At 44.5% G+C, this 18,059-nt stretch carries 18 protein-coding genes; 15 read left to right on the top strand and 3 right to left on the bottom strand.

Features of this window, described 5'->3' with window-relative positions; genetic code table 11:
• Nucleotides 1–44 precede the first annotated feature (44 nt).
• Complete coding sequence (locus BP95_RS34475) at nt 45–128, bottom strand: hypothetical protein (protein ID WP_368087140.1); 84 nt, start codon at nt 126–128, stop codon at nt 45–47.
• A 151-nt stretch (nt 129–279) separates the two neighbouring features.
• Here BP95_RS34475 and BP95_RS0105255 point away from each other — a divergent pair, with 151 nt between their 5' ends.
• From BP95_RS0105255 to BP95_RS0105185, 15 genes are all read left to right on the top strand, one after another.
• Nucleotides 280–741: a GNAT family N-acetyltransferase gene (locus tag BP95_RS0105255; RefSeq protein WP_028531586.1), complete on the top strand. Its 462-nt coding sequence runs from the start codon at nt 280–282 to the stop codon at nt 739–741.
• A 114-nt stretch (nt 742–855) separates the two neighbouring features.
• The gene (locus BP95_RS0105250; protein ID WP_036591801.1) at nt 856–1,434 is read left to right on the top strand and encodes a histidine phosphatase family protein; all 579 of its coding nucleotides are present in this window, start codon (nt 856–858) and stop codon (nt 1,432–1,434) included.
• A 120-nt stretch (nt 1,435–1,554) separates the two neighbouring features.
• Nucleotides 1,555–2,004: a GNAT family N-acetyltransferase gene (locus BP95_RS0105245; protein ID WP_021255170.1), complete on the top strand. Its 450-nt coding sequence runs from the start codon at nt 1,555–1,557 to the stop codon at nt 2,002–2,004.
• Between the two features lie 128 nt (nt 2,005–2,132).
• Nucleotides 2,133–2,927: a hypothetical protein gene (locus tag BP95_RS0105240; RefSeq protein WP_028531584.1), complete on the top strand. Its 795-nt coding sequence runs from the start codon at nt 2,133–2,135 to the stop codon at nt 2,925–2,927.
• 84 nt (nt 2,928–3,011) lie between these two features.
• The gene (locus BP95_RS0105235; protein WP_028531583.1) at nt 3,012–3,893 is read left to right on the top strand and encodes a GNAT family N-acetyltransferase; all 882 of its coding nucleotides are present in this window, start codon (nt 3,012–3,014) and stop codon (nt 3,891–3,893) included.
• Between the two features lie 254 nt (nt 3,894–4,147).
• Nucleotides 4,148–4,666 carry an XRE family transcriptional regulator gene (locus BP95_RS0105230; RefSeq protein WP_414813102.1) on the top strand — a complete coding sequence of 173 codons (519 nt, stop codon included), beginning with the start codon at nt 4,148–4,150 and terminating at the stop codon, nt 4,664–4,666.
• Nucleotides 4,667–4,668: 2 nt separating this feature from the next.
• Complete coding sequence (locus tag BP95_RS0105225; RefSeq protein WP_021255166.1) at nt 4,669–5,682, top strand: linear amide C-N hydrolase; 1,014 nt, start codon at nt 4,669–4,671, stop codon at nt 5,680–5,682.
• A 435-nt stretch (nt 5,683–6,117) separates the two neighbouring features.
• On the top strand, nt 6,118–7,134 hold the full coding sequence (locus BP95_RS0105220) for an NAD-dependent epimerase/dehydratase family protein (RefSeq protein ID WP_021255165.1): 1,017 nt from the start codon (nt 6,118–6,120) through the stop codon (nt 7,132–7,134).
• Entirely contained in the window at nt 7,134–8,201 is a 1,068-nt protein-coding gene (locus BP95_RS0105215; protein WP_051613996.1) for a dihydrodipicolinate synthase family protein, read from the top strand. The genes BP95_RS0105220 and BP95_RS0105215 overlap by 1 nt, the downstream gene beginning before the upstream one ends.
• Nucleotides 8,202–8,429: 228 nt before the next feature.
• Nucleotides 8,430–10,061, top strand: coding sequence for an extracellular solute-binding protein (locus BP95_RS0105210; protein ID WP_028531581.1), 1,632 nt, complete (start codon nt 8,430–8,432; stop codon nt 10,059–10,061).
• Nucleotides 10,062–10,173: 112 nt separating this feature from the next.
• On the top strand, nt 10,174–11,100 hold the full coding sequence (locus tag BP95_RS0105205) for an ABC transporter permease (protein ID WP_051249960.1): 927 nt from the start codon (nt 10,174–10,176) through the stop codon (nt 11,098–11,100).
• Nucleotides 11,094–11,957 carry a carbohydrate ABC transporter permease gene (locus BP95_RS0105200; protein ID WP_021255161.1) on the top strand — a complete coding sequence of 288 codons (864 nt, stop codon included), beginning with the start codon at nt 11,094–11,096 and terminating at the stop codon, nt 11,955–11,957. Before BP95_RS0105205 ends, BP95_RS0105200 begins: the two co-directional genes overlap by 7 nt.
• Nucleotides 11,958–12,026: 69 nt before the next feature.
• On the top strand, nt 12,027–14,276 hold the full coding sequence (locus BP95_RS0105195) for a helix-turn-helix domain-containing protein (protein WP_021255160.1): 2,250 nt from the start codon (nt 12,027–12,029) through the stop codon (nt 14,274–14,276).
• Nucleotides 14,277–14,293: 17 nt separating this feature from the next.
• The gene (locus BP95_RS0105190) at nt 14,294–15,301 is read left to right on the top strand and encodes a zinc-dependent alcohol dehydrogenase (protein WP_028531579.1); all 1,008 of its coding nucleotides are present in this window, start codon (nt 14,294–14,296) and stop codon (nt 15,299–15,301) included.
• A gap of 253 nt (nt 15,302–15,554) precedes the next feature.
• On the top strand, nt 15,555–16,184 hold the full coding sequence (locus BP95_RS0105185) for an HD domain-containing protein (RefSeq protein WP_028531578.1): 630 nt from the start codon (nt 15,555–15,557) through the stop codon (nt 16,182–16,184).
• Nucleotides 16,185–16,303: 119 nt separating this feature from the next.
• On the opposite strand, the gene BP95_RS0105180 is transcribed toward BP95_RS0105185, so the two are convergent.
• Nucleotides 16,304–17,005 carry a transglutaminase-like domain-containing protein gene (locus BP95_RS0105180; protein ID WP_028531577.1) on the bottom strand — a complete coding sequence of 234 codons (702 nt, stop codon included), beginning with the start codon at nt 17,003–17,005 and terminating at the stop codon, nt 16,304–16,306.
• Nucleotides 17,006–17,048: 43 nt separating this feature from the next.
• The gene (locus BP95_RS0105175) at nt 17,049–17,831 is read right to left on the bottom strand and encodes a helix-turn-helix domain-containing protein (RefSeq protein ID WP_021255156.1); all 783 of its coding nucleotides are present in this window, start codon (nt 17,829–17,831) and stop codon (nt 17,049–17,051) included.
• Nucleotides 17,832–18,059 lie beyond the last annotated feature (228 nt).

Raw genomic sequence — 18,059 nt, 5'->3', positions numbered from 1 at the left:
TAAAATGATCTTCAACAAAACCAGAAAGACATAGAATAAAATACCTAAGCAGCAAGCTGTCGTCGGCACTCTACTGGCGGCAGCTTCTTTAACTTTCTTTGTGGTCGATTATGATTATATAAATGAATATATTCTTATTTGAACGTAACCCTTCTACTTGAAATTGACAATTGGAGTGTATAATAATGGAATAAGATCCTGTGCAGTAAGACACCATATGGCCCGACTGAAAACTCATTTTTGGTTGGGCCTTGTCATGATAAGGAGAGGAACCTCGAGATGAATATAAGATTAGCCGGCGTACAAGACATTGATCAGCTTATTCGAATGCGATGGGACTTCTCGAATGAGTATAACGAAGAGCAGGTTGAAGAGGAACTATACGAAGATTTTTACAAGGAGTGCCGTTCCTTTTTACTAGAAGCAATGAAAGGTGGGGAGTGGTTTATTTGGGTCGCTGATTTAGATGGAAGTGTCATCTCCCACATCTACTTGGAATTGATTCACAAAGTCCCTCGACCTGGGCGAAAGACAAATCCATTTGTCTATATGACGAATGTATATACCGTACCAGAGCATCGCGGCAACCAGATTGGAAGCAGGATGATGAAAGGGATAGAGGCTTGGTCGAAGCAGCAGGAGCATGAATTCATCATCGTATGGCCTAGTGAATGGAGCGTTCGCTTCTATGAGCGAAATGGATACAGCCTATGCAATGACCCGATGGAGCTGCATTTATAGTGTAGTTCTCAATCAATGAAAGAGTTATTCATGAATTGGGCGAACCGAACAAACGTAATCAGAATTGCGTTCGTATACAGGAAACAACTGGAATCTACTAAACTTACAGATGGAATGAGGTGCAATGATCTGACAACTACACTCTATTTTGTGAGGCATTGTGAGTCACCATATATCGAAGGGGAAGAGCGCTCAAGGGGGATATCTGCCGCAGGAGAACAGGATGCAATGAAGATCGCCGAATTGCTGCAGCATATTCCGATTGATGTATTTATATCAAGCCCGTATGCTCGGGCGATTCAAACGATTCAGCCGCTTGCTGATTTTGTGAATCGTCCTATTCACATATACGAAGATTTGAGAGAACGGCAAATTGGTGCATTTGAAGGATTGAGCTTCCAAGAGTCAAAACGCAAGGTGTACGCAGATTTCCATTTTTCTTTTCCAGATGGAGAACCAAGCCGTGATGCTCAGCGAAGAGCAGTTGCTGTACTTCAAGAATTGATAAGCAAGTATGAAGGACAGCATATTGTGATTGGGACACACGGGGACATTATGACGTTGATATTGAATTACTTCGATCCAGCTTACGGATTCGAGTTCTGGTTCTCCACGACAATGCCGGATATCTATAAGCTTGAGCTTCAGGATATGCAACTTGTACGAGTTGATAAGCTCTGGCATAACGAATAGTCGAATCGATACTACCCCTACTAAGAAATGAGGGAGACCTTGAAAATTCGTATCATTGGCCGATCGTGATTTGCATTCAATTATGGAAGAACGACTAAATAATCGGGAGGGCATTCATCTATGATTACGTTTAAAAATATTGATCAGGACAATTGGGAAGAGAGTATCAACCTTCGTCCGTCGGAGGAACAAAGCAAGTTTATAGCTTCTAATCTGTATTCCATAGCAGAAGTGCAATTTTTGCCGGGGTTCGTGGCGCAGGCAATTTACAAGGATGAACAAATGATAGGCTTTACGATGTATGGACTAGATGCGGATGACGGCAACTACTGGATCTATCGATTCATGATCGATGAGAAGCATCAGAGCAGAGGCTATGGCAAGCAGGCCATGCAGTTGTTAATGGATGAGCTTCGATCCAAGGAGGATCGAACAGAAGTGGTCTTCATTAGTTACAATCCTGAAAATGAAAGAGCAAAGCGTTTGTATGCGAGTGTTGGGTTTGTTGAACAAGGGTTAGCGGATTGGGGAGAGATGATGGCGAAGTATCAATTTGAATCGAATGCATGACTTCATGGAATGAACAGCATAGAGATGCACTTAAAGATTATATGGATGGAAAACAAGGTATATACAGATTAAATAGAGCTAGGATTTCAAGTCGGTATTGCATCAATTGGTTGAAGAGGTGATCCGGATTGATTACGAATTCCGGGATGAGAATGGAGAAGCCGAGAGGGGATCGATATGCAGCATATATCCTTTCCAAGCTGTCAGGTGCAGGCTTCTCTTTGTTTGTTTTCTTTGCTATGTTTGTATTACCGAAGATGGATTTGTACGCGTATTCAGAACAGTTTGCCAACTCTGCCTACTGGAAGATTTTCTTTGGGTATGGAATTGCATGTTCGGTGATCATTGATCTTATCACGATCAAACTGGGAAGGCTGAAGGTGCTGTCACGTATTCTGCTGCACGCGAGAAATCTCTTTTTTCTAGGACTGGAAGTGAGTATGAGCTCATTTCTTATCGGAATGTTCGGCTCGTTCTTCGCCCTTTTCTTTTTCTGGGGAACATATGCTTATCCAATTATACGCGGCAGGAAGGTTGCTCCCTATCTCTTCTCCCTCGTTATCCCCTCCATCCTCCTACTGATTGCGAATATTGATTTTACAACGAAAAGCAACTGGGTTGAGGAGCGCACCGCGATTTCTTATACAGCTTTTTTTGATTATTTCCATGGAAAGCATGAAATCCCGATACAAGTGAGACGCGGTGATGTGATAACACTATCCATTTACGTGCGTAACAAGAATGGCGGAGGGCACGGTTTTCATATAAAGGATGAGCGAGGGAACCACGTCGGAATGGAGCCTGATGGGGACAGCTCGGTGAAGCTTTACGCTCAGAAATCGGAGATCTATGATGTGACGGTAACAGGAGATAAGCTTCAAGGCGGCTTTACGCTTGCTTGGCGTATAGAAAGACGTACTTAATCCTCTTTGATCTATTTTATCAATTTTCACTGTTATTCATTATTACATGGTATTTCATCAACAAGGCGATGAGGGAGAGTTATTATGAAAGAACTCGTATTCATTAAGGATTATAAGGACATCGAGAAATACCGTGCAAGCTTCAATGCATTGGCGCAGCGATCGTTCGGCATTCAGTTTGAAGATTGGTATCAGCGAGGATGCTGGAATGATCGATATATTTGCTATTCCTACGCCGATGGAGATAGAGTCGTTGCGAATGTATCAGTTAATGTAATGGATATCGTTATAAAAAATGAGACTCATGAAGCCATTATGATCGGCACGGTCATGACGGATGAAGCGTATCGGAATCAAGGCTTGTCGAGAAAGCTAATGGAAATCGTAATCGAAGAGTATCAGCAAAAATGCAGCTTTATGTACTTATATGCGAATCGAACGGTTCTCGATTTCTATCCGAAGTTTGGCTTCCATAGAGTACAAGAACCGGAATTCTACTCCGTCATAAATACGCTAGAGGCACACAGCGATCGTACTCACATGCGGAAGCTGAACGTAACAGATGTTCAGGATTGGGAGCTTGTCATGCGATACTATGCTTCACGGAACGTAAGATATTCGACGTGTGACGCCATTCATGCAGAAGGAATCTTCTCTTGGTATTGCTTGCATGTGTTTGAGGATCATCTGTATTTTATTGAAGAATTAGACGCGGTCGTTATCTTTATGCAAGATGGAAATTCAATACAACTATACGATGTCCTGTCTCCGAACCAAGTTGATCTCTCGCAAGTTGTCAATAAGATTTCAACTGAGCAGACGGAACGGGTATACTATCAATTTCATCCTGAGCAAGGTGGGTTTAAGGTCGAGTACCCAGAACCATCAGATGATAATTTGTTTATGTTGCCGAATCGTCTTCAATCCCTTGATCACATAAAGCTCCCAAAAATCGCGCAGTCGTAATGATGGGGGAAAGTGAGTGCAGCATAAGCTGTGAAATTGAATGGATAAACGACGTCCTTGCCAGGAAAGGACTCAGCTTTGTTGCTCTCGAGCAGACGAAACCAGTTCCCCTCCTGTCTTTATGATCCCCGCCTACAAACTCTTATCAGAAATGGTGGGGGTTTTTTGCATAAAAAATGACATACATGACGCAAAAACTGTTTGACATAAATTATGTCATTGGGTTATGTTGTTGACATAAATTATGTCAAAGGATGATTCCATTGAATGATCAACAGATAGTCAAGTATAAGACGGTATTGGAGTATCTTGTCGTGATCAACGAGCAGTCGTATTCCGGGATAGGTCGTGAGTTCAATATTACCCCGCAACAATTCTCAGATTGGATCAAGAAACGGAGGCCCATTCCGGAAGAAAGGCTGAAGGCTCTCGCTAACTATTTTAAGGTTCAAGAGACTGTTCTTGTAGATGGGGAGCGATTTGTGAAGCAATTGACACCATTTGCCAAAACCGAGCTCCATATGCTGCTGCTGGATCAGAAAGTAGCTAGGCTGAAGGCTGAGGGAGCAGAGGATAAAGATATTATCTCTTATCAGGAGAAGAAGCGGCAGCTTCAGCGAGAGCAGAGTAACCAAATCCGTCTCGGGAGAGTGGCTGCAGTATTGGAACAGGGGGATGAGCGGGTTGGGGCAATATTCGATGTCATTCTCGATAAGCTAAATGCAGGACAACTGGATGAACTATCTAATAAACTGCAGGAGGGTAAAGAATAACCATGAGTACAACTGTATACATGAACCAGACGGGTGTGAGATTACTTGGTAAAAATCAGGACGTACCGTATGATGGAGCTTACTTATTCACGAACCACAGGGGAATAGCCAAGTCAGCGTTGGTCATGCCACCGAACCGCCCGATGGAGTGGGTCTCCAAGTATGGAAGTATCACGATATCACAGGTAGGCAAAGAAATGCCCAACGGAGGGATGAATGAAGCAGGCCTTGTGGTAGAGCAAACGACATTCTGGCAGTCCAGCTATCCCCACGATCAGAACCAACCGGCTATAGGGGAGCTGCAGTGGATTCAACTTATGCTAGATACATGCGCATCCGTGCAAGAGGTGAAGGATAAGGCGGGGCGTGTCATGATCGTTAATCCGACGTCGCGGCTACACTATATGGCTTGCGATCAAATAGGGGGCTGCGCGATTTTCGAGTTCGCGAATGGGGTGTTATCCATCTACGAAGGAGAAGAACTCCCGATGCCCGTTATGGCGAACACGTCATATCCTAAGGCGATTAGGGATTGGAAAGATTATGATGGGAAATGGCGTGTGGAATACGGAGATTACGAACAGAATTCAATGGAACGATTCATTCGGGCAGCAGCATATCTGGATAGGCAGGTTGCTGAGATGGGATTTGCCTTCGATGTGCTGCAGGCCATTCAAAGGGAAGATACTGCTTTCAGTTTGGTTTACGATATAAATAATTTGGAAATTCATTTTACATCTAATCGCTATCCTGACCGAAAAATGGTTAGCCTCAAAGATACCGATTTTTCTAGGAATGACCCAATGGCATTAAACCTTCAGCGAACCGGAGAAGGCGGTTTCGTTCCCTATAGTACAGATTTGAATCGCACGGTAGCAGAAGCGTTTTTCCTTCATCCGGTTCTGACAGCCGTATTCGGGATGACAATTAACGAGGAGATGATCGTTTTCATGGCAGCCTTCCCGGATTCCTTCAAATCGGTAGAGAACTCAACACCGTTAGATAGTACTACATAATTTTTAAAATGCGAAGCGGTGTTTTTCTATTTTTCGAAAAGCAAATTAATCTCGTAGAAATCTATGACGATAAGCTTTCATGGCAATTTCTGTTCGGCGAAAGTTGAGTTATAAGATCCTACCATGAGAAAAACCCATTATTTCTGCCTCTTTAATAAAGTGACTGATCCATGCGCCCCGTGCCCATCGATTGTGAGTCACTTTATTTATTTCGTCTACTTGATGATTTTCAACCTACATAATCACCCGAGAGTTAGGCTGTACAACATTGGGAGATACTCTTATCCAGAAATACGTAAGATGTGGGAAAAAGCATGATATACACGATCTTCTGTCTGGTATATATATGGTTTCATGGAAGCTTGTCGGTTTCGCAGGATCAGGTTCCATACGTAGATGGTGAAATCGAATAAATCCAGAAGGGGGATGATGGATATGAAATCTGTGCTTGAACTGGAGAAGAGACTAGCTGAGCCTTCAGATGAATGTATTCAAGATCTGGCGAAAGTCGACGGAGATATTGTTATTCTTGGTGTAGGAGGGAAAATGGGGCCAAGTCTCGCTAAGCTGGCAGTTAATGCGGTTCGCAAGGGCGGGCTGAACAAGCGGGTGATCGGAGTATCTCGGTTCACTGGAGGCGATGTACAGCGCGAACTAGAGGAAGCGGGAGTTGAGACGATTGCATGCGATCTCCTTCATGATGGAGAATTGTTCAAGCTTCCACATGCATCGAACGTGATCTATATGGCGGGCAATAAATTCGGCACTACGGGAAGGGAGCATTTTACATGGGCAATGAATGTGTATCTGCCTGGAAGAGTGGCCGAGAAGTACAAGGACTCTCGCATTGTTGTGTTCTCCTCTGGTAATATCTATCCATTCATGCCGATCGGCAGCGGAGGGGCTGATGAGTCTGTATCACCAGAACCAATCGGTGAGTATGCGCAGTCCACATTAGGTCGAGAGCGAATCTTCGAATACCATGCCCATAAAAACAATACCCCAATGCTGTTCTACAGATTGAACTATGCGATTGATCTCCGTTACGGTGTCTTGTTAGAAATAGCTAAATCTGTGATGGAAGGGAGTTCGATTAATCTGAGTATGGGGCATGCAAATGTAATCTGGCAAGGGGATGCGAACGCAATGGCTCTTCGCTCCTTGACGGAATGCACGAGTCCGCCGACCATCATGAACATCACAGGGCCGGAGACAATGTCGGTGAGATGGGCTGCAGAGCAGTTCGCCATGCGATTCAATAAAAGCGTGCAATATCAAGGCGAGGAAGCAGAACTGGCCTTGTTGAATAACGCATCCAAGTCACATCAACGCTTCGGGTATCCATCTGTATCACTACTGCAGATGATCGACTGGGTGGTGGAATGGGTTCAATCTGGAGGGGCAACATGGAATAAACCTACTCATTTTCAGGAGAGAGGTGGGAAATTCTGATGCTGACACGCAATAAGCTTTCGAACACGCTGCATGAGGCTCTCCATCAGGGCTTAGTTATTCCCGCGCATCCACTTGCACTCAATGAGGAGCGTCAGCTGGACGAACGCCATCAGCGCGCGTTGACGAGGTATTACATTGCATCTGGAGCAGGTGGAATCGCAGTAGGAGTTCATTCCACACAATTTGAGATTCGCGACCCTAAGCATGATTTATTTGGGAGGGTATTGCGCATGGCCGTTGAAGAGGTAGAACGAGCTAACATAGAACGTCCTTTTATTAAGATTGCCGGTGTATGCGGCAGTACTGAACAAGCGATGAGGGAAGCGGAACTGGCACATCAGGTGGGGTATGATGCCACATTGCTAAGCATGGGCGGACTCTCCAGCATGAGTGAAGAGGAATTGCTTGAACGTACTGAACGGGTTTCTGCTATTATGCCGATAATCGGATTCTATCTGCAGCCGTCTGTTGGAGGACGTGTCCTCAGCTTTGATTTTTGGCGCAAATTCGCGGATATCCCGAATGTAGTAGCAATCAAAATGGCTCCCTTCAATCGCTATCAGACCATCGATGTTGTACGAGCGGTATGCTATTCTGACAGAAGAGATGAGATTGCATTGTACACAGGGAATGACGATAACATTGTTAATGATCTGCTTACAACGTACCGCTTCGATGTGAGAGGGCAGTCAATTGAGAAGAGTATTGTGGGCGGTCTTCTCGGCCATTGGGCTGTATGGACGAAGAAAGCAGTCGAATTACTGGAGGAGATCAAGAAGGAGAGAGAACGCGGCGAAATCTCTGGGGAATGGTTAACTAGGAACATCCAGATTACAGACTGCAATGCTGCATTTTTCGATACTGCGCATCAATTTCATGGATGTATTCCAGGGATTCATGAAGTGCTGCGCCGCCAAGGGCTGCTCAAGGGCATTTGGTGCCTGAATCCGAATGAGACGCTTTCTGCTGGGCAAGCGGACGAAATCGATCGAGTATATAGACAATATTCGCATCTTCATGATGACGAATTCGTTGCAGCCTATCTACAGGAATGGCTGGAATAAACATTAACTGTATTTCATCAAATTCAACCACTTTATCATTTTCCACTCGGGGGAAATCCGTGGTGCATAAGGGTTTTATGTGAACTTTTATCCCGAGGAGGGTCTATTAGAACAATTTATGAAAACGCTTTATTTATTAAATGGTGACTGCTTCTTATACTGAGAGAGAATTAAGTTGGAAGCTGCCAGTAGGGAATGCGCAACAATACAAAGGGGGAAATGATCGCAATGTCAAAAAGAGTCATAAGTGTTGTCATTATGATGACAATGGTCTTCACGCTTCTTGCGGCATGCGGAGGCGGAGGGAGTGCAAGCAGTCAAGAAAGCAGCACAAATTCCAACAATAACAGCAGTAACAGTGGTAATGCAGGTTCCGGTTCTACAGTCACGGGGGATAGTGAGCAATATGGGGATACGGGCGGGCTGAAGCTTCCGATCGTTGATAAGCCTGTAACGTTAACATGGATGCATCCTGGTAATGTCTCCATCACGAATGAAATGCTCGTCGTCAAGGAAATTGAGAAGCGAACAGGCATTAAGGTGGTGTTTCAGACATACTCCAGCCAGACTTACGAGGATAAGTTGAGAACGACCGTTGCCTCCGGGAAGCTTCCAGATATTTTCAATGGATTAAAGGGTGCCGAACTGAAGGATATAGGCAAGCAGGGCGGTGTTGTGGCCATTAATGAGCATGTCGATATGCTGCCCAACTTCAAGAAGCTGTACATGGAAGAAAACCCGTGGGTAATCAAGTCATTCGGCGATCAGAGCGGGAACTTATACTCATGGCCGATATACAAGTTGAATCGGGACGTCAATCACGGTTTCATGTATAGAAAGGATATATTCGATAAGAACGGCATCAAGCCATGGACGAATACAGATGAATTCTACACCGCTATGAAAAAATTGAAGGAGCTGTATCCGAACAGTTATCCTTACGCTTCTAAGACGAAAGAACACATTTATGGAGACTGGTCTTATGGTTGGGGAATAGGCGGTGAGAACTATCCAATTTATTATGATGAAGCAGATAGAAATTGGAAGTTCGCCTCCGTGCAGGATGCGCACAAAGATATGCTTGACTTCATGAAAAAGATGTTCAACGAAGGGCTGCTTGATCCTGAGTTTTTAACGAATACGCAGGATTCTTGGACAACGAAAATGACAACAGACAAGGCATTTGTAACTTTCGACTGGATTGGCAGATTGGATCTGTTCTACAACCAGGTGAAGAGTGCGATGCCCGATTACAACTTGCGATATGCACTGCCAATTGGTCCGACGGGGCACGTAAGATCGCTGCCTGAGGTTAGCGACTTCGGTATCGCAGTAGCGGATAACGACAATAAGGAAGTTGCGCTTAAGTTGCTGGATTACTTAACAAGTCCATCTGGCGGGGATTTAATGACACTTGGTGTAGAAGGTGTGAACTTCAAGTGGGGTGAGGATGGATATCCTGTGTATCCAGAATTGGCTAACCTGCCGCTAGTGGATATTAGTGTTCTCGAGGATCGCTATGGGATGTGGCAGGAAAGCGCCTATTTGCGACCGAATCCGAAGAGTGTCTATTTCAAGTTCTCGGAAAAAGAGCAGGAAGCGCAAGATCTAATCATGAAGGATAATCGAAGAGAGCCGCTAGATCCAACCCTTAACTTCACAGATGATGAAATTGCGACTCTATCAGAGCTGCAGACGTCGATCCAGAAGGCAGCGGAAGAGTTCAATTCGAAATATGTGATGGATAAAAACTATGGTGAGAAGCAATGGGAGGACTGGAAAAACACTGCGAAAAAAGCAGGGATTGATCAAATGCTTGCCATATTTAATGAAGCACAAAAGCGTTTTGACTCCAAGTAAGCTGCGGATCATTTGAAATCGGAGGGGCACCTGGATTCTGATTCAGGTGCCCATTCCTCAAGGGGGAACAATTGTGCAGCAATCAGAGCTTGAGACTAAGCACCAACGAACAATGACGCCAAGTCGCATGCGTTGGGCGAACTTCTGGAAGCATATCAAGCGCGATAAGCAGCTTCTTGTGCTTTTTATTCCTTGTATTCTCTTCTACGCAATATTTCGATACGGGCCCATGTATGGGTTGATCATCGCATTTAAGGATTACAGTGTGTACAAAGGTGTATTCGATAGCAAATGGGTAGGACTGAAGCATTTTATTAAATTTTTCAGCAATCAGGACTTTCTTATTCTCTTTACAAATACATTCCTGCTAGGCTTCTACACGTTACTATTCGGGTTTGCGTTTCCGATCCTATTTGCCGTTTTCTTAAATGAAGTTCGAGTAAAATGGTTTAAGAAATCGATTCAAACCTTTAGTTATTTACCCTCCTTTCTATCAGTAGTCATTATTTGCAGTATGATCATTGACTTTCTCTCTCCAACGAATGGGATCGTCAATCAAGTTCTTTCCTATTTCGGATTTGAAAAAAAGCATTTTTTGATTGATGCTGCATGGTTTCGGCCGATCTACGTCATATCCGATATTTGGGCCACGATGGGTTATCAGGCGATTATCTATTTGGCGGCTGTAGCCGGTATTAATCCTTCGCTGTATGAGGCAGCTAAGGTAGATGGTGCGAAGCGGCTGCAAATGATGCGGCATATTACGATACCAGGAATCATGCCGACGATCGTCGTCATGTTCATCTTAAATATGGGGAATATGTTCAGAATCGGTTACGAAAAGGTGCTGCTGCTGTACAACCCAATGACATATAGTGTCGCCGACGTGTTCTCCACCTATGTGTACCGCAAGGGCTTCCTCGAATCAAGCTACAGCTATGCAGCGGCTGTTGGGATGTTCGAATCTGCCGTAGCTTTGGTCATGCTGCTCGGAGCGAACTATGTAAGTAAGCGATTTGGAGGTAACAGTCTATGGTAGGAGAACGTAAGCTGTCGATCTTCAATGTTGCCAATACGATCCTATTGCTTCTCGTTGCAGTGTGTACCCTTTATCCGGTATGGTATATTGCTGTCATTTCATTTAGTGACACGGTTTCTGTATTGCAAGGGGAAGTAACCCTGTTTCCGAAGGGCTTCAATATAGATGCTTACGTTGAGGTGCTGAAGGATGACAAGATTCCAAGGGCGTATCTGAATACAATCTATTATACGGCGCTTGGCACATTCATCAACCTGTTGTTTACGGCCATTTCCGCTTACCCATTAGCGCAGCGCAATTTTGTTGGCAGAAAGTTCTGGATGCTTGCGATCGTGCTGACGATGTTCCTGAATGCAGGTATTATTCCAACTTTCATGGTGGTCAAAGGACTGGGCTTAATTGATACAGTATGGGCACTCGTGCTGCCTAATGCAATCTGGACATTTGAGCTCATCATACTCAAGAGCTTCTATGAGAGCATGTCGTCCCAAATTCGGGAAGCGGCCAAAATCGATGGAGCTTCCGAGTATCGCATCTTGTTCAGCATCGTAATCCCGTTGTCGAAGCCCGCCTTGGCGTCGATTGGACTCTTTTATTTTATGGGGCATTGGAACAGCTTCTTCCTCCCGTTAATTTATTTAAATGACAAGGATATGTTCCCGCTTCAGATTGTCTTGCGAGACATGCTCATCTTCAATGCAGAGTCGGATGCTTCGCTCGTAGATCGTGCAGCTCTGGCTCCACAGGCGATGAAGAACGCGACAATTGTATTGTCTATGATCCCCGTCTTGCTTATTTATCCTTTTGCACAGAAATACTTTGCAAAGGGGGTTATGCTAGGAGCGGAGAAGGGATAGTTGATCACGGTGTAGAATGTAGTTGGAATCGCTTCATGCGTATGAGAACATGACAAGGGGAAGAGCGAGATGAAAAGATTATTGATGAACGTCGGCCTGCTTCAAATTTTCATGGCTTTGTTAATCGTGATCATGGTCATGTTTGTCTCCAACTATATTGTACACAAGAACTCCATCTCAGAAGTCTATGACGAAGTAGCTCAAAATAATGCGTTAGTCGTGAAAACGATGATTCAATCGATCGATAACAGCTTCAGGTCCCTAGACAGCATGAATCATTCCATTCACTCCTTACCCTATAACAACATTGTAAATAGTGATGGAAGCTTGGATATGGCGAAGGTGTACGATTTACAGAAAAATGTTACCGCACTCGTCTCCAAAGCTGATTTTATCGAAGATATTATTGTATTTCATGACAATTCGAATCTTGCAATAACTTTGCACGGTACGACTGATTTAGGAGAGCTATTTGAGCAAAAATATGTACATTCCATCTACAATGCAGCGTATTGGAAGCGCTTTATGTCCATGCCGCATGAATCGAAAGTCTTTCCGGCCGATACATACAAGGTCATGAACAGCGGTACGACATTGCAAGAAAAGAAACTGCTGATTATGGTGGGAGGCAATAAATTTCGTCTTTCTGATAAACATATCATGTTTTTGATTAGTGCCGAAAAGTGGATGAAATTCGTTGACCAAACTGCTATTATACCTGGTGCATCATTTATTGTGCTTGATTCGAATCGCAATGTGATACTCAGCACGAATGATGATTTTGACTTGGTAGAGGTATGGAATCAGTTAACCTCTAATTTCAATTCGGAAGGGACGATCACGGGCAAGGATTTCGAGTACAATTTCTACAAATCGACGTACAACGGATTTATGTATATCAATAAAATTCCTTATAAGTTTAAGAACATCAACTCCGTAAGCAGTGCGAATCTTACGATCATGATCACGGCCATAATTGGAGCTGTCACTTTATCTTACTTGCTCAGTATGTACTTATACCGACCCATCCGTAACATCATTCAGCAGCTGGGAATGGAAACGAGTAAAGGAAATGATATTCGCAATATTCATAAGGCTATTCGTGTGCTCCAATTAGACAACGGTAAGCTCAGAGAGCAACTTGAAGTCGTACGTGTAGAAAATCGAAGAACTGCCTTCCTTCGAGCGATTGATGAGTATGCAGATCCAAGTGAATCGGAGCAGCTTATCCGCAAATACTTCCCAGAAAGCACTGTGAAGAAACAATTTGTGATGGTTCTGATCCAGCTGCTGCCTAAGGAGGAAGCGGAGTCACAGGAGCGTATCCATGTCGATGAGCTGGAATCACGTATTGCTGCTGGATTGAAGCGAGAGTCGATAGAGGCACTTCTATTTCATGCCGATAAGCTGCAATTTGTCGCGTGGATTGGATTGGATCAGCCTTTAACTAGGCGTACACTATTCAAACAGCTTCGTGCTTACATTGCTGCTGCAGGAAATAATGAGCTGAGCCGCTATGAAGTAGGGGCTTGTGTAAGCAGTATGTACAGCACTGATGAGGTACATTGGAAACGCGCTTTTCAAGATGTAAGCCATGGGATGTCACATCGGTCGGTAAGCAACGATGAACCTGTGATGGATGCAGAACAGATACGATACACCTATAATATGTACTATCCGCTGGACAAAATGGAGAAGCTCTCCAACTATGTGCTATGCGGAAGGCTGGAAGATGCCGTCCAAATCATAGAAGATACATTCGAAGCGAACAACAAGCGGAATATTCATATGCATCAGATGGTGCACGTGGCGCAAGCGATGTTCTATGATTTGTTCCGCATGATCGGCAATCCGTCGCTGGAACAGGCGGAATGGAGCAAGCTTGAAGGGGATTTTCTTCGAAGCATTTCACGGGCGAATCGATATACGGAGATGAAGCAGGCGCTTATTAAGGTTGCTGCATTTTTGGCAAAGCAGTGCAAGAGTGAGCCGACAAATAAATTGAATCCTGCTTACATTGCACAATATATCGAGCTTCATTATATGGAGAATTTGTATTTGGATTATATTGCAGAAGTCTTCCATACCTCGCCGAAATACTTCTCTAGTTATTTCAAAAAAACGTTTGATATCAATTATGTGGATTACTTGAACAAGGTGCGACTAGCCCATGCCAGAGAACTGCTGAAGCATACCTCATATTCGGTAACTGAGATCGGAGAAAAGACAGGATATTTGAATGCGTCAACATTTGCTACCACATTTAAGAAATATTACGGAATATCGCCTAGTGAGTATCGAAAACGGCAGACAGGTTAACGATTGGGGGGATTGAAGTGAAGGCTGTGGCGACACAATCCGGCACAATTGTCATTGCTGAATTGGAACCCAAGAAACTGGAGTATGGACATGTCAGAATTCGAACGGAATATTCAGCAATCAGTCCGGGCACGGAGCTGAGTATGGTGAACTGTTCATCGGAGTCGCGGATCCTATTGGGATATAGTGCAGTTGGCATCGTTGAGCAGGTAGGGGATGGTGTGAGCTGTGATTTGGTTGGGCAGCGGGTGGCCTGCTATGGAGCGCCGTACGTATGTCATGCGGAGTGGCTGACTGTTCCCACGAATTTGATCGCACTTGTGCCGGATAAGGTAGATCCGAAGGAAGCCGCGTTCGGGGGGTTAGGTGCTATTGCGGTGCATGCGCTGCGTGTAGCTGACTTACGATTCGGGGAATCTGCCGTCATCGTCGGCCTCGGGACATTAGGCAATTTGATCGCGCAGATCGCTCATGCTGCCGCCTATCGAACGGTTGCACTGGATACAGACGCCCGCAGGGCAGAGATGCTCAGACACCACGGGTTAGACCAAGTGTATGCGGATCAAAGGCTAATGGAACTGGAATTGTCTGAAGTGGTTGGAGAGGCGGGAGCAGATGCCGTATTGCTCTGTGTGAGTGGATCGGGTGAGGCAGTGACGAACAGTGCGCTGACATGGATTCGAGATCGGGGGAAGGTGGTCATTGTTGGCGATCTGTCGATGGACTATTCCAGAGAGCTTATGTTCCAGAAGGAGGCTCAAGTTCTCATTTCAAGGGCAGGAGGACCCGGTCGGTATGACAAGCAATATGAGCAGGAGAATCGAGATTACCCGATCGGTCATGTGCGTTGGACGGAGGGGAGAAATCTCGAAGCCTACATACGGCTGCTCGCTGATGGACGCATTTCGATGAAGAAATTGATCACCCATGTGTATCCGGTAGCAAGAGCCGAGGAGGCTTACGATAATTACAGGGAACGTAGAGACGTGGTTGCGACCTTGCTTCAATACGGGCATGAGACGTAATACTTCCGTCTATATATACTTGTATTCTTGTAAGTACATATGAGCCGTACGACGAATCCATGATTTGTGATGTACGGCTTTTTCTGTTGAGAGAAAGGCAATTCTATAATAGACTAGTATGGGAAAATGAGCCATTGATTCTCTCTGTGGTTACTGGACTGATGTATCAATACATCCAGATTGCCTACTAATCTCGACTGTATGATGTTAGTGATTTGAATTGCGAGTAGTCGTTAATGGGGGAGATGGTCTTATGGATATGAATGAAGTGAAAGAGATTGCAAGAAAGACAATGAGCAAGCGAAAATCTCATCTCAGTCGAGAACGCGGATTCATTTACTATCATGGTCAACGTGTGGCGAATCTAGCCATGCATTTGCGGAAGAGTCTCTTTCCGAACGAATCGACAATGGATGACATCATCTATGCGGGCGCCTTGTTCCATGACGTAACGAAAGGGATTGAGCCGCATCATCTTACTGGAGCCGAACTTGTGCATACCTTGCTGAACGGCGCATGTTCAGCAGAGGAACACGCAGGTATTTCAGAAATTATCAGACACCATAATACGCGGAAGCAAGCTGATTCTCCTGAATTGCCTTATTATATGAAGCTGGTTCAGGATGCAGATATACTGGATCATTTCGGTTCCATGGAGATATGGTTGAAATTCGTATACAGCGGGAATAACGAAGAAAATGTATTCGACGCCATTCAATTGTGGGATAGTGAGAACTATGCCGAGTATGTAGCTAGCTCGCGAGAAGCGCTGAACTATGAATTGTCCAAAGATATTTACGATCAGAAGATGATCTTCGCCGAGCAATTCCAAGCGCGATTTCGTGCAGAATGTAATGGTGAGATCTTGTTGCATCATCGATGACGTAATGCCCGCACTGCTTGCTATCCCGAAGCAATGCGGGCACGGGTGTTGAGGTTGCATCTAAGCCTACTCTCTTTGGGGATAGGCTATTTATGTTTGGGGTCAGGTATAGTTGCTAATTATAGTTTGCCTCCCCGTAATGCGTCGGTGCGTCGATTTACCCGCTTGCGAAGCAGATTCAACATGGCTTTCTTAAACCGACTCTTCGTATTGTTGTATGCCGCGAAGAATTCATCTGGGTTATCGTAGTAGCCTAAATCCTCCGTAATCGAGAAGTTCTGAATATAGGTGCTGTCGCCACGCCAGCATAAGTTGATGTTCTTCACGTCTTTCACTGCTATACCGTATCCGATATGACCATCGTTGTAGCTGCACAGTCTATCTTTTACTTGATGAAGGTACATATCATCGATAATGACTCCTTCAAGTGCGAGCCATTTGCCTTGGAAATGAACTTCTGTCCAGGCATGAACGATATTGCGGGGAGCGAATGTATAGATGATGCCAGTCAATGCTCCTTTTTGCATTTTCTTATCGATATAGAAGCCGTGAATGCGGCAAGGGATGCCGACTCCACGCAGCAAGGCCATTAGCAGGATGCTCTTCGTATTGCACTGGCCATATCCATCTGCTAATACCTCCGAAGCGGGAATATCGTCGCCACGGTTGTAACCGAACTTGATCTGGTTGCGCACATAATCGTATATATCACGAATCTTATCGTACTCTTTAGCCTCTTTCCAGGATCGCTCTATGATAAGCTTCTGAATCGATGGATGGTTATAATCAACTAATGCCGTTGCTTCTAAATAGGTTGTCATGGTCATTCCTCCTTCCCCTTCAACTATAAAGGAGAGGAGGAATTCATACTTTCAAATATCTGCTATGTTGAACAATTGTACGAGCAGTCATGCCAAGTTTGTCTCGAACGGTCTTAGAGAAGTGGGAAGGGCTATTAAAGCCCGCTTCCATTGCTGCGTCTGTTATGGATTTTCCGCTAAAGACAGCATGGAATGCGTGTTCTAATTTATGATGAACGATATAGCTGGCGAGTGATATGCCTATCTTGTCTTTGAATAGATGAGATAGTCTGCTCTCGGACAGAAATACTTTCTTACTGAGTGTTTTTACAGTCAATTGAGGGAGAGAAATGCTCTCTAGTGCTTGCATGATGTGATGAACTCGTGCGTCAAGAATAGGCGGCAGATTGTCATTCGTCATTTTCAATATGTGCTTGCACTTGTTCCAAATCTGGTCGTATTCCATTGCTTGCTGTAGCGAAAATAAATGCTGGATTGCAAGCTGCTGCAGTTCCTCGATTTGATTGCTTGTTAGAATATAAATCGGTGAGTGCTGTAAGTAGGTTCTCTTCAGATGCTCACCGAATGCAGATTCAGGGTTGATGAGCATATACCATTGCCACTGTCCATGGCCTTGCAGTTCATGAACGATGTTAGAATGCAAGATTAAGCCGGAAGCTTGATAGGCGACTCCGTCTACCGTTATCGCTACATCTTCTTCAAGGCCGATCGTAATCTGAATATAGTTATGGCTGTGATTGTCCGCATCTACTTTGTTCGTGAGAAAAGATACATGATCAGAGCCAAAATAGACGATTAGATCGTAGGGGCTCATGATTGCAGACATCTTGCTTACTCCTCCTTTGCGCGACTTCATCGGTTGACCAATGGAACATTGGTTCGAATTATACCTACCGGAACGGTTGAAGTAAAGGGAGGGACTCGCAGAAAGAATGGTATTTTTGTAGCGTTTCTTGCTTTGACAGGTTCTATTGGGGTGGATAATAATAGATATCAAGAGGTATTGTGGAAGCAATTGTGGAGCATGTTCTTAAGATTTATGACAACGAACGGA

This window comes from Paenibacillus sp. UNC217MF (genome assembly GCF_000686865.1).
Taxonomy (GTDB): Bacteria; Bacillota; Bacilli; order Paenibacillales; family Paenibacillaceae; genus Paenibacillus_B; species Paenibacillus_B suaedae.
This window is presented reverse-complemented; position numbering and strand designations above follow the sequence as displayed.

Bases quoted from the DNA above. Each gene is read 5' to 3' on its own strand.
- BP95_RS0105255 (WP_028531586.1), top strand. From the start codon at position 280: ATGAATATAAGATTAGCCGGCGTACAAGACATTGATCAGCTTATTCGA.
- BP95_RS0105250 (WP_036591801.1), top strand. From the start codon at position 856: ATGAGGTGCAATGATCTGACAACTACACTCTATTTTGTGAGGCATTGT.
- BP95_RS0105245 (WP_021255170.1), top strand. From the start codon at position 1,555: ATGATTACGTTTAAAAATATTGATCAGGACAATTGGGAAGAGAGTATC.
- BP95_RS0105235 (WP_028531583.1), top strand. From the start codon at position 3,012: ATGAAAGAACTCGTATTCATTAAGGATTATAAGGACATCGAGAAATAC.
- BP95_RS0105230 (WP_414813102.1), top strand. From the start codon at position 4,148: ATGATTCCATTGAATGATCAACAGATAGTCAAGTATAAGACGGTATTG.
- BP95_RS0105225 (WP_021255166.1), top strand. From the start codon at position 4,669: ATGAGTACAACTGTATACATGAACCAGACGGGTGTGAGATTACTTGGT.
- BP95_RS0105220 (WP_021255165.1), top strand. From the start codon at position 6,118: ATGAAATCTGTGCTTGAACTGGAGAAGAGACTAGCTGAGCCTTCAGAT.
- BP95_RS0105215 (WP_051613996.1), top strand. From the start codon at position 7,134: ATGCTGACACGCAATAAGCTTTCGAACACGCTGCATGAGGCTCTCCAT.
- BP95_RS0105210 (WP_028531581.1), top strand. From the start codon at position 8,430: ATGTCAAAAAGAGTCATAAGTGTTGTCATTATGATGACAATGGTCTTC.
- BP95_RS0105205 (WP_051249960.1), top strand. From the start codon at position 10,174: ATGACGCCAAGTCGCATGCGTTGGGCGAACTTCTGGAAGCATATCAAG.
- BP95_RS0105200 (WP_021255161.1), top strand. From the start codon at position 11,094: ATGGTAGGAGAACGTAAGCTGTCGATCTTCAATGTTGCCAATACGATC.
- BP95_RS0105195 (WP_021255160.1), top strand. From the start codon at position 12,027: ATGAAAAGATTATTGATGAACGTCGGCCTGCTTCAAATTTTCATGGCT.
- BP95_RS0105185 (WP_028531578.1), top strand. From the start codon at position 15,555: ATGGATATGAATGAAGTGAAAGAGATTGCAAGAAAGACAATGAGCAAG.
- BP95_RS0105180 (WP_028531577.1), bottom strand. From the start codon at position 17,005: ATGACAACCTATTTAGAAGCAACGGCATTAGTTGATTATAACCATCCA.
- BP95_RS0105175 (WP_021255156.1), bottom strand. From the start codon at position 17,831: ATGTCTGCAATCATGAGCCCCTACGATCTAATCGTCTATTTTGGCTCT.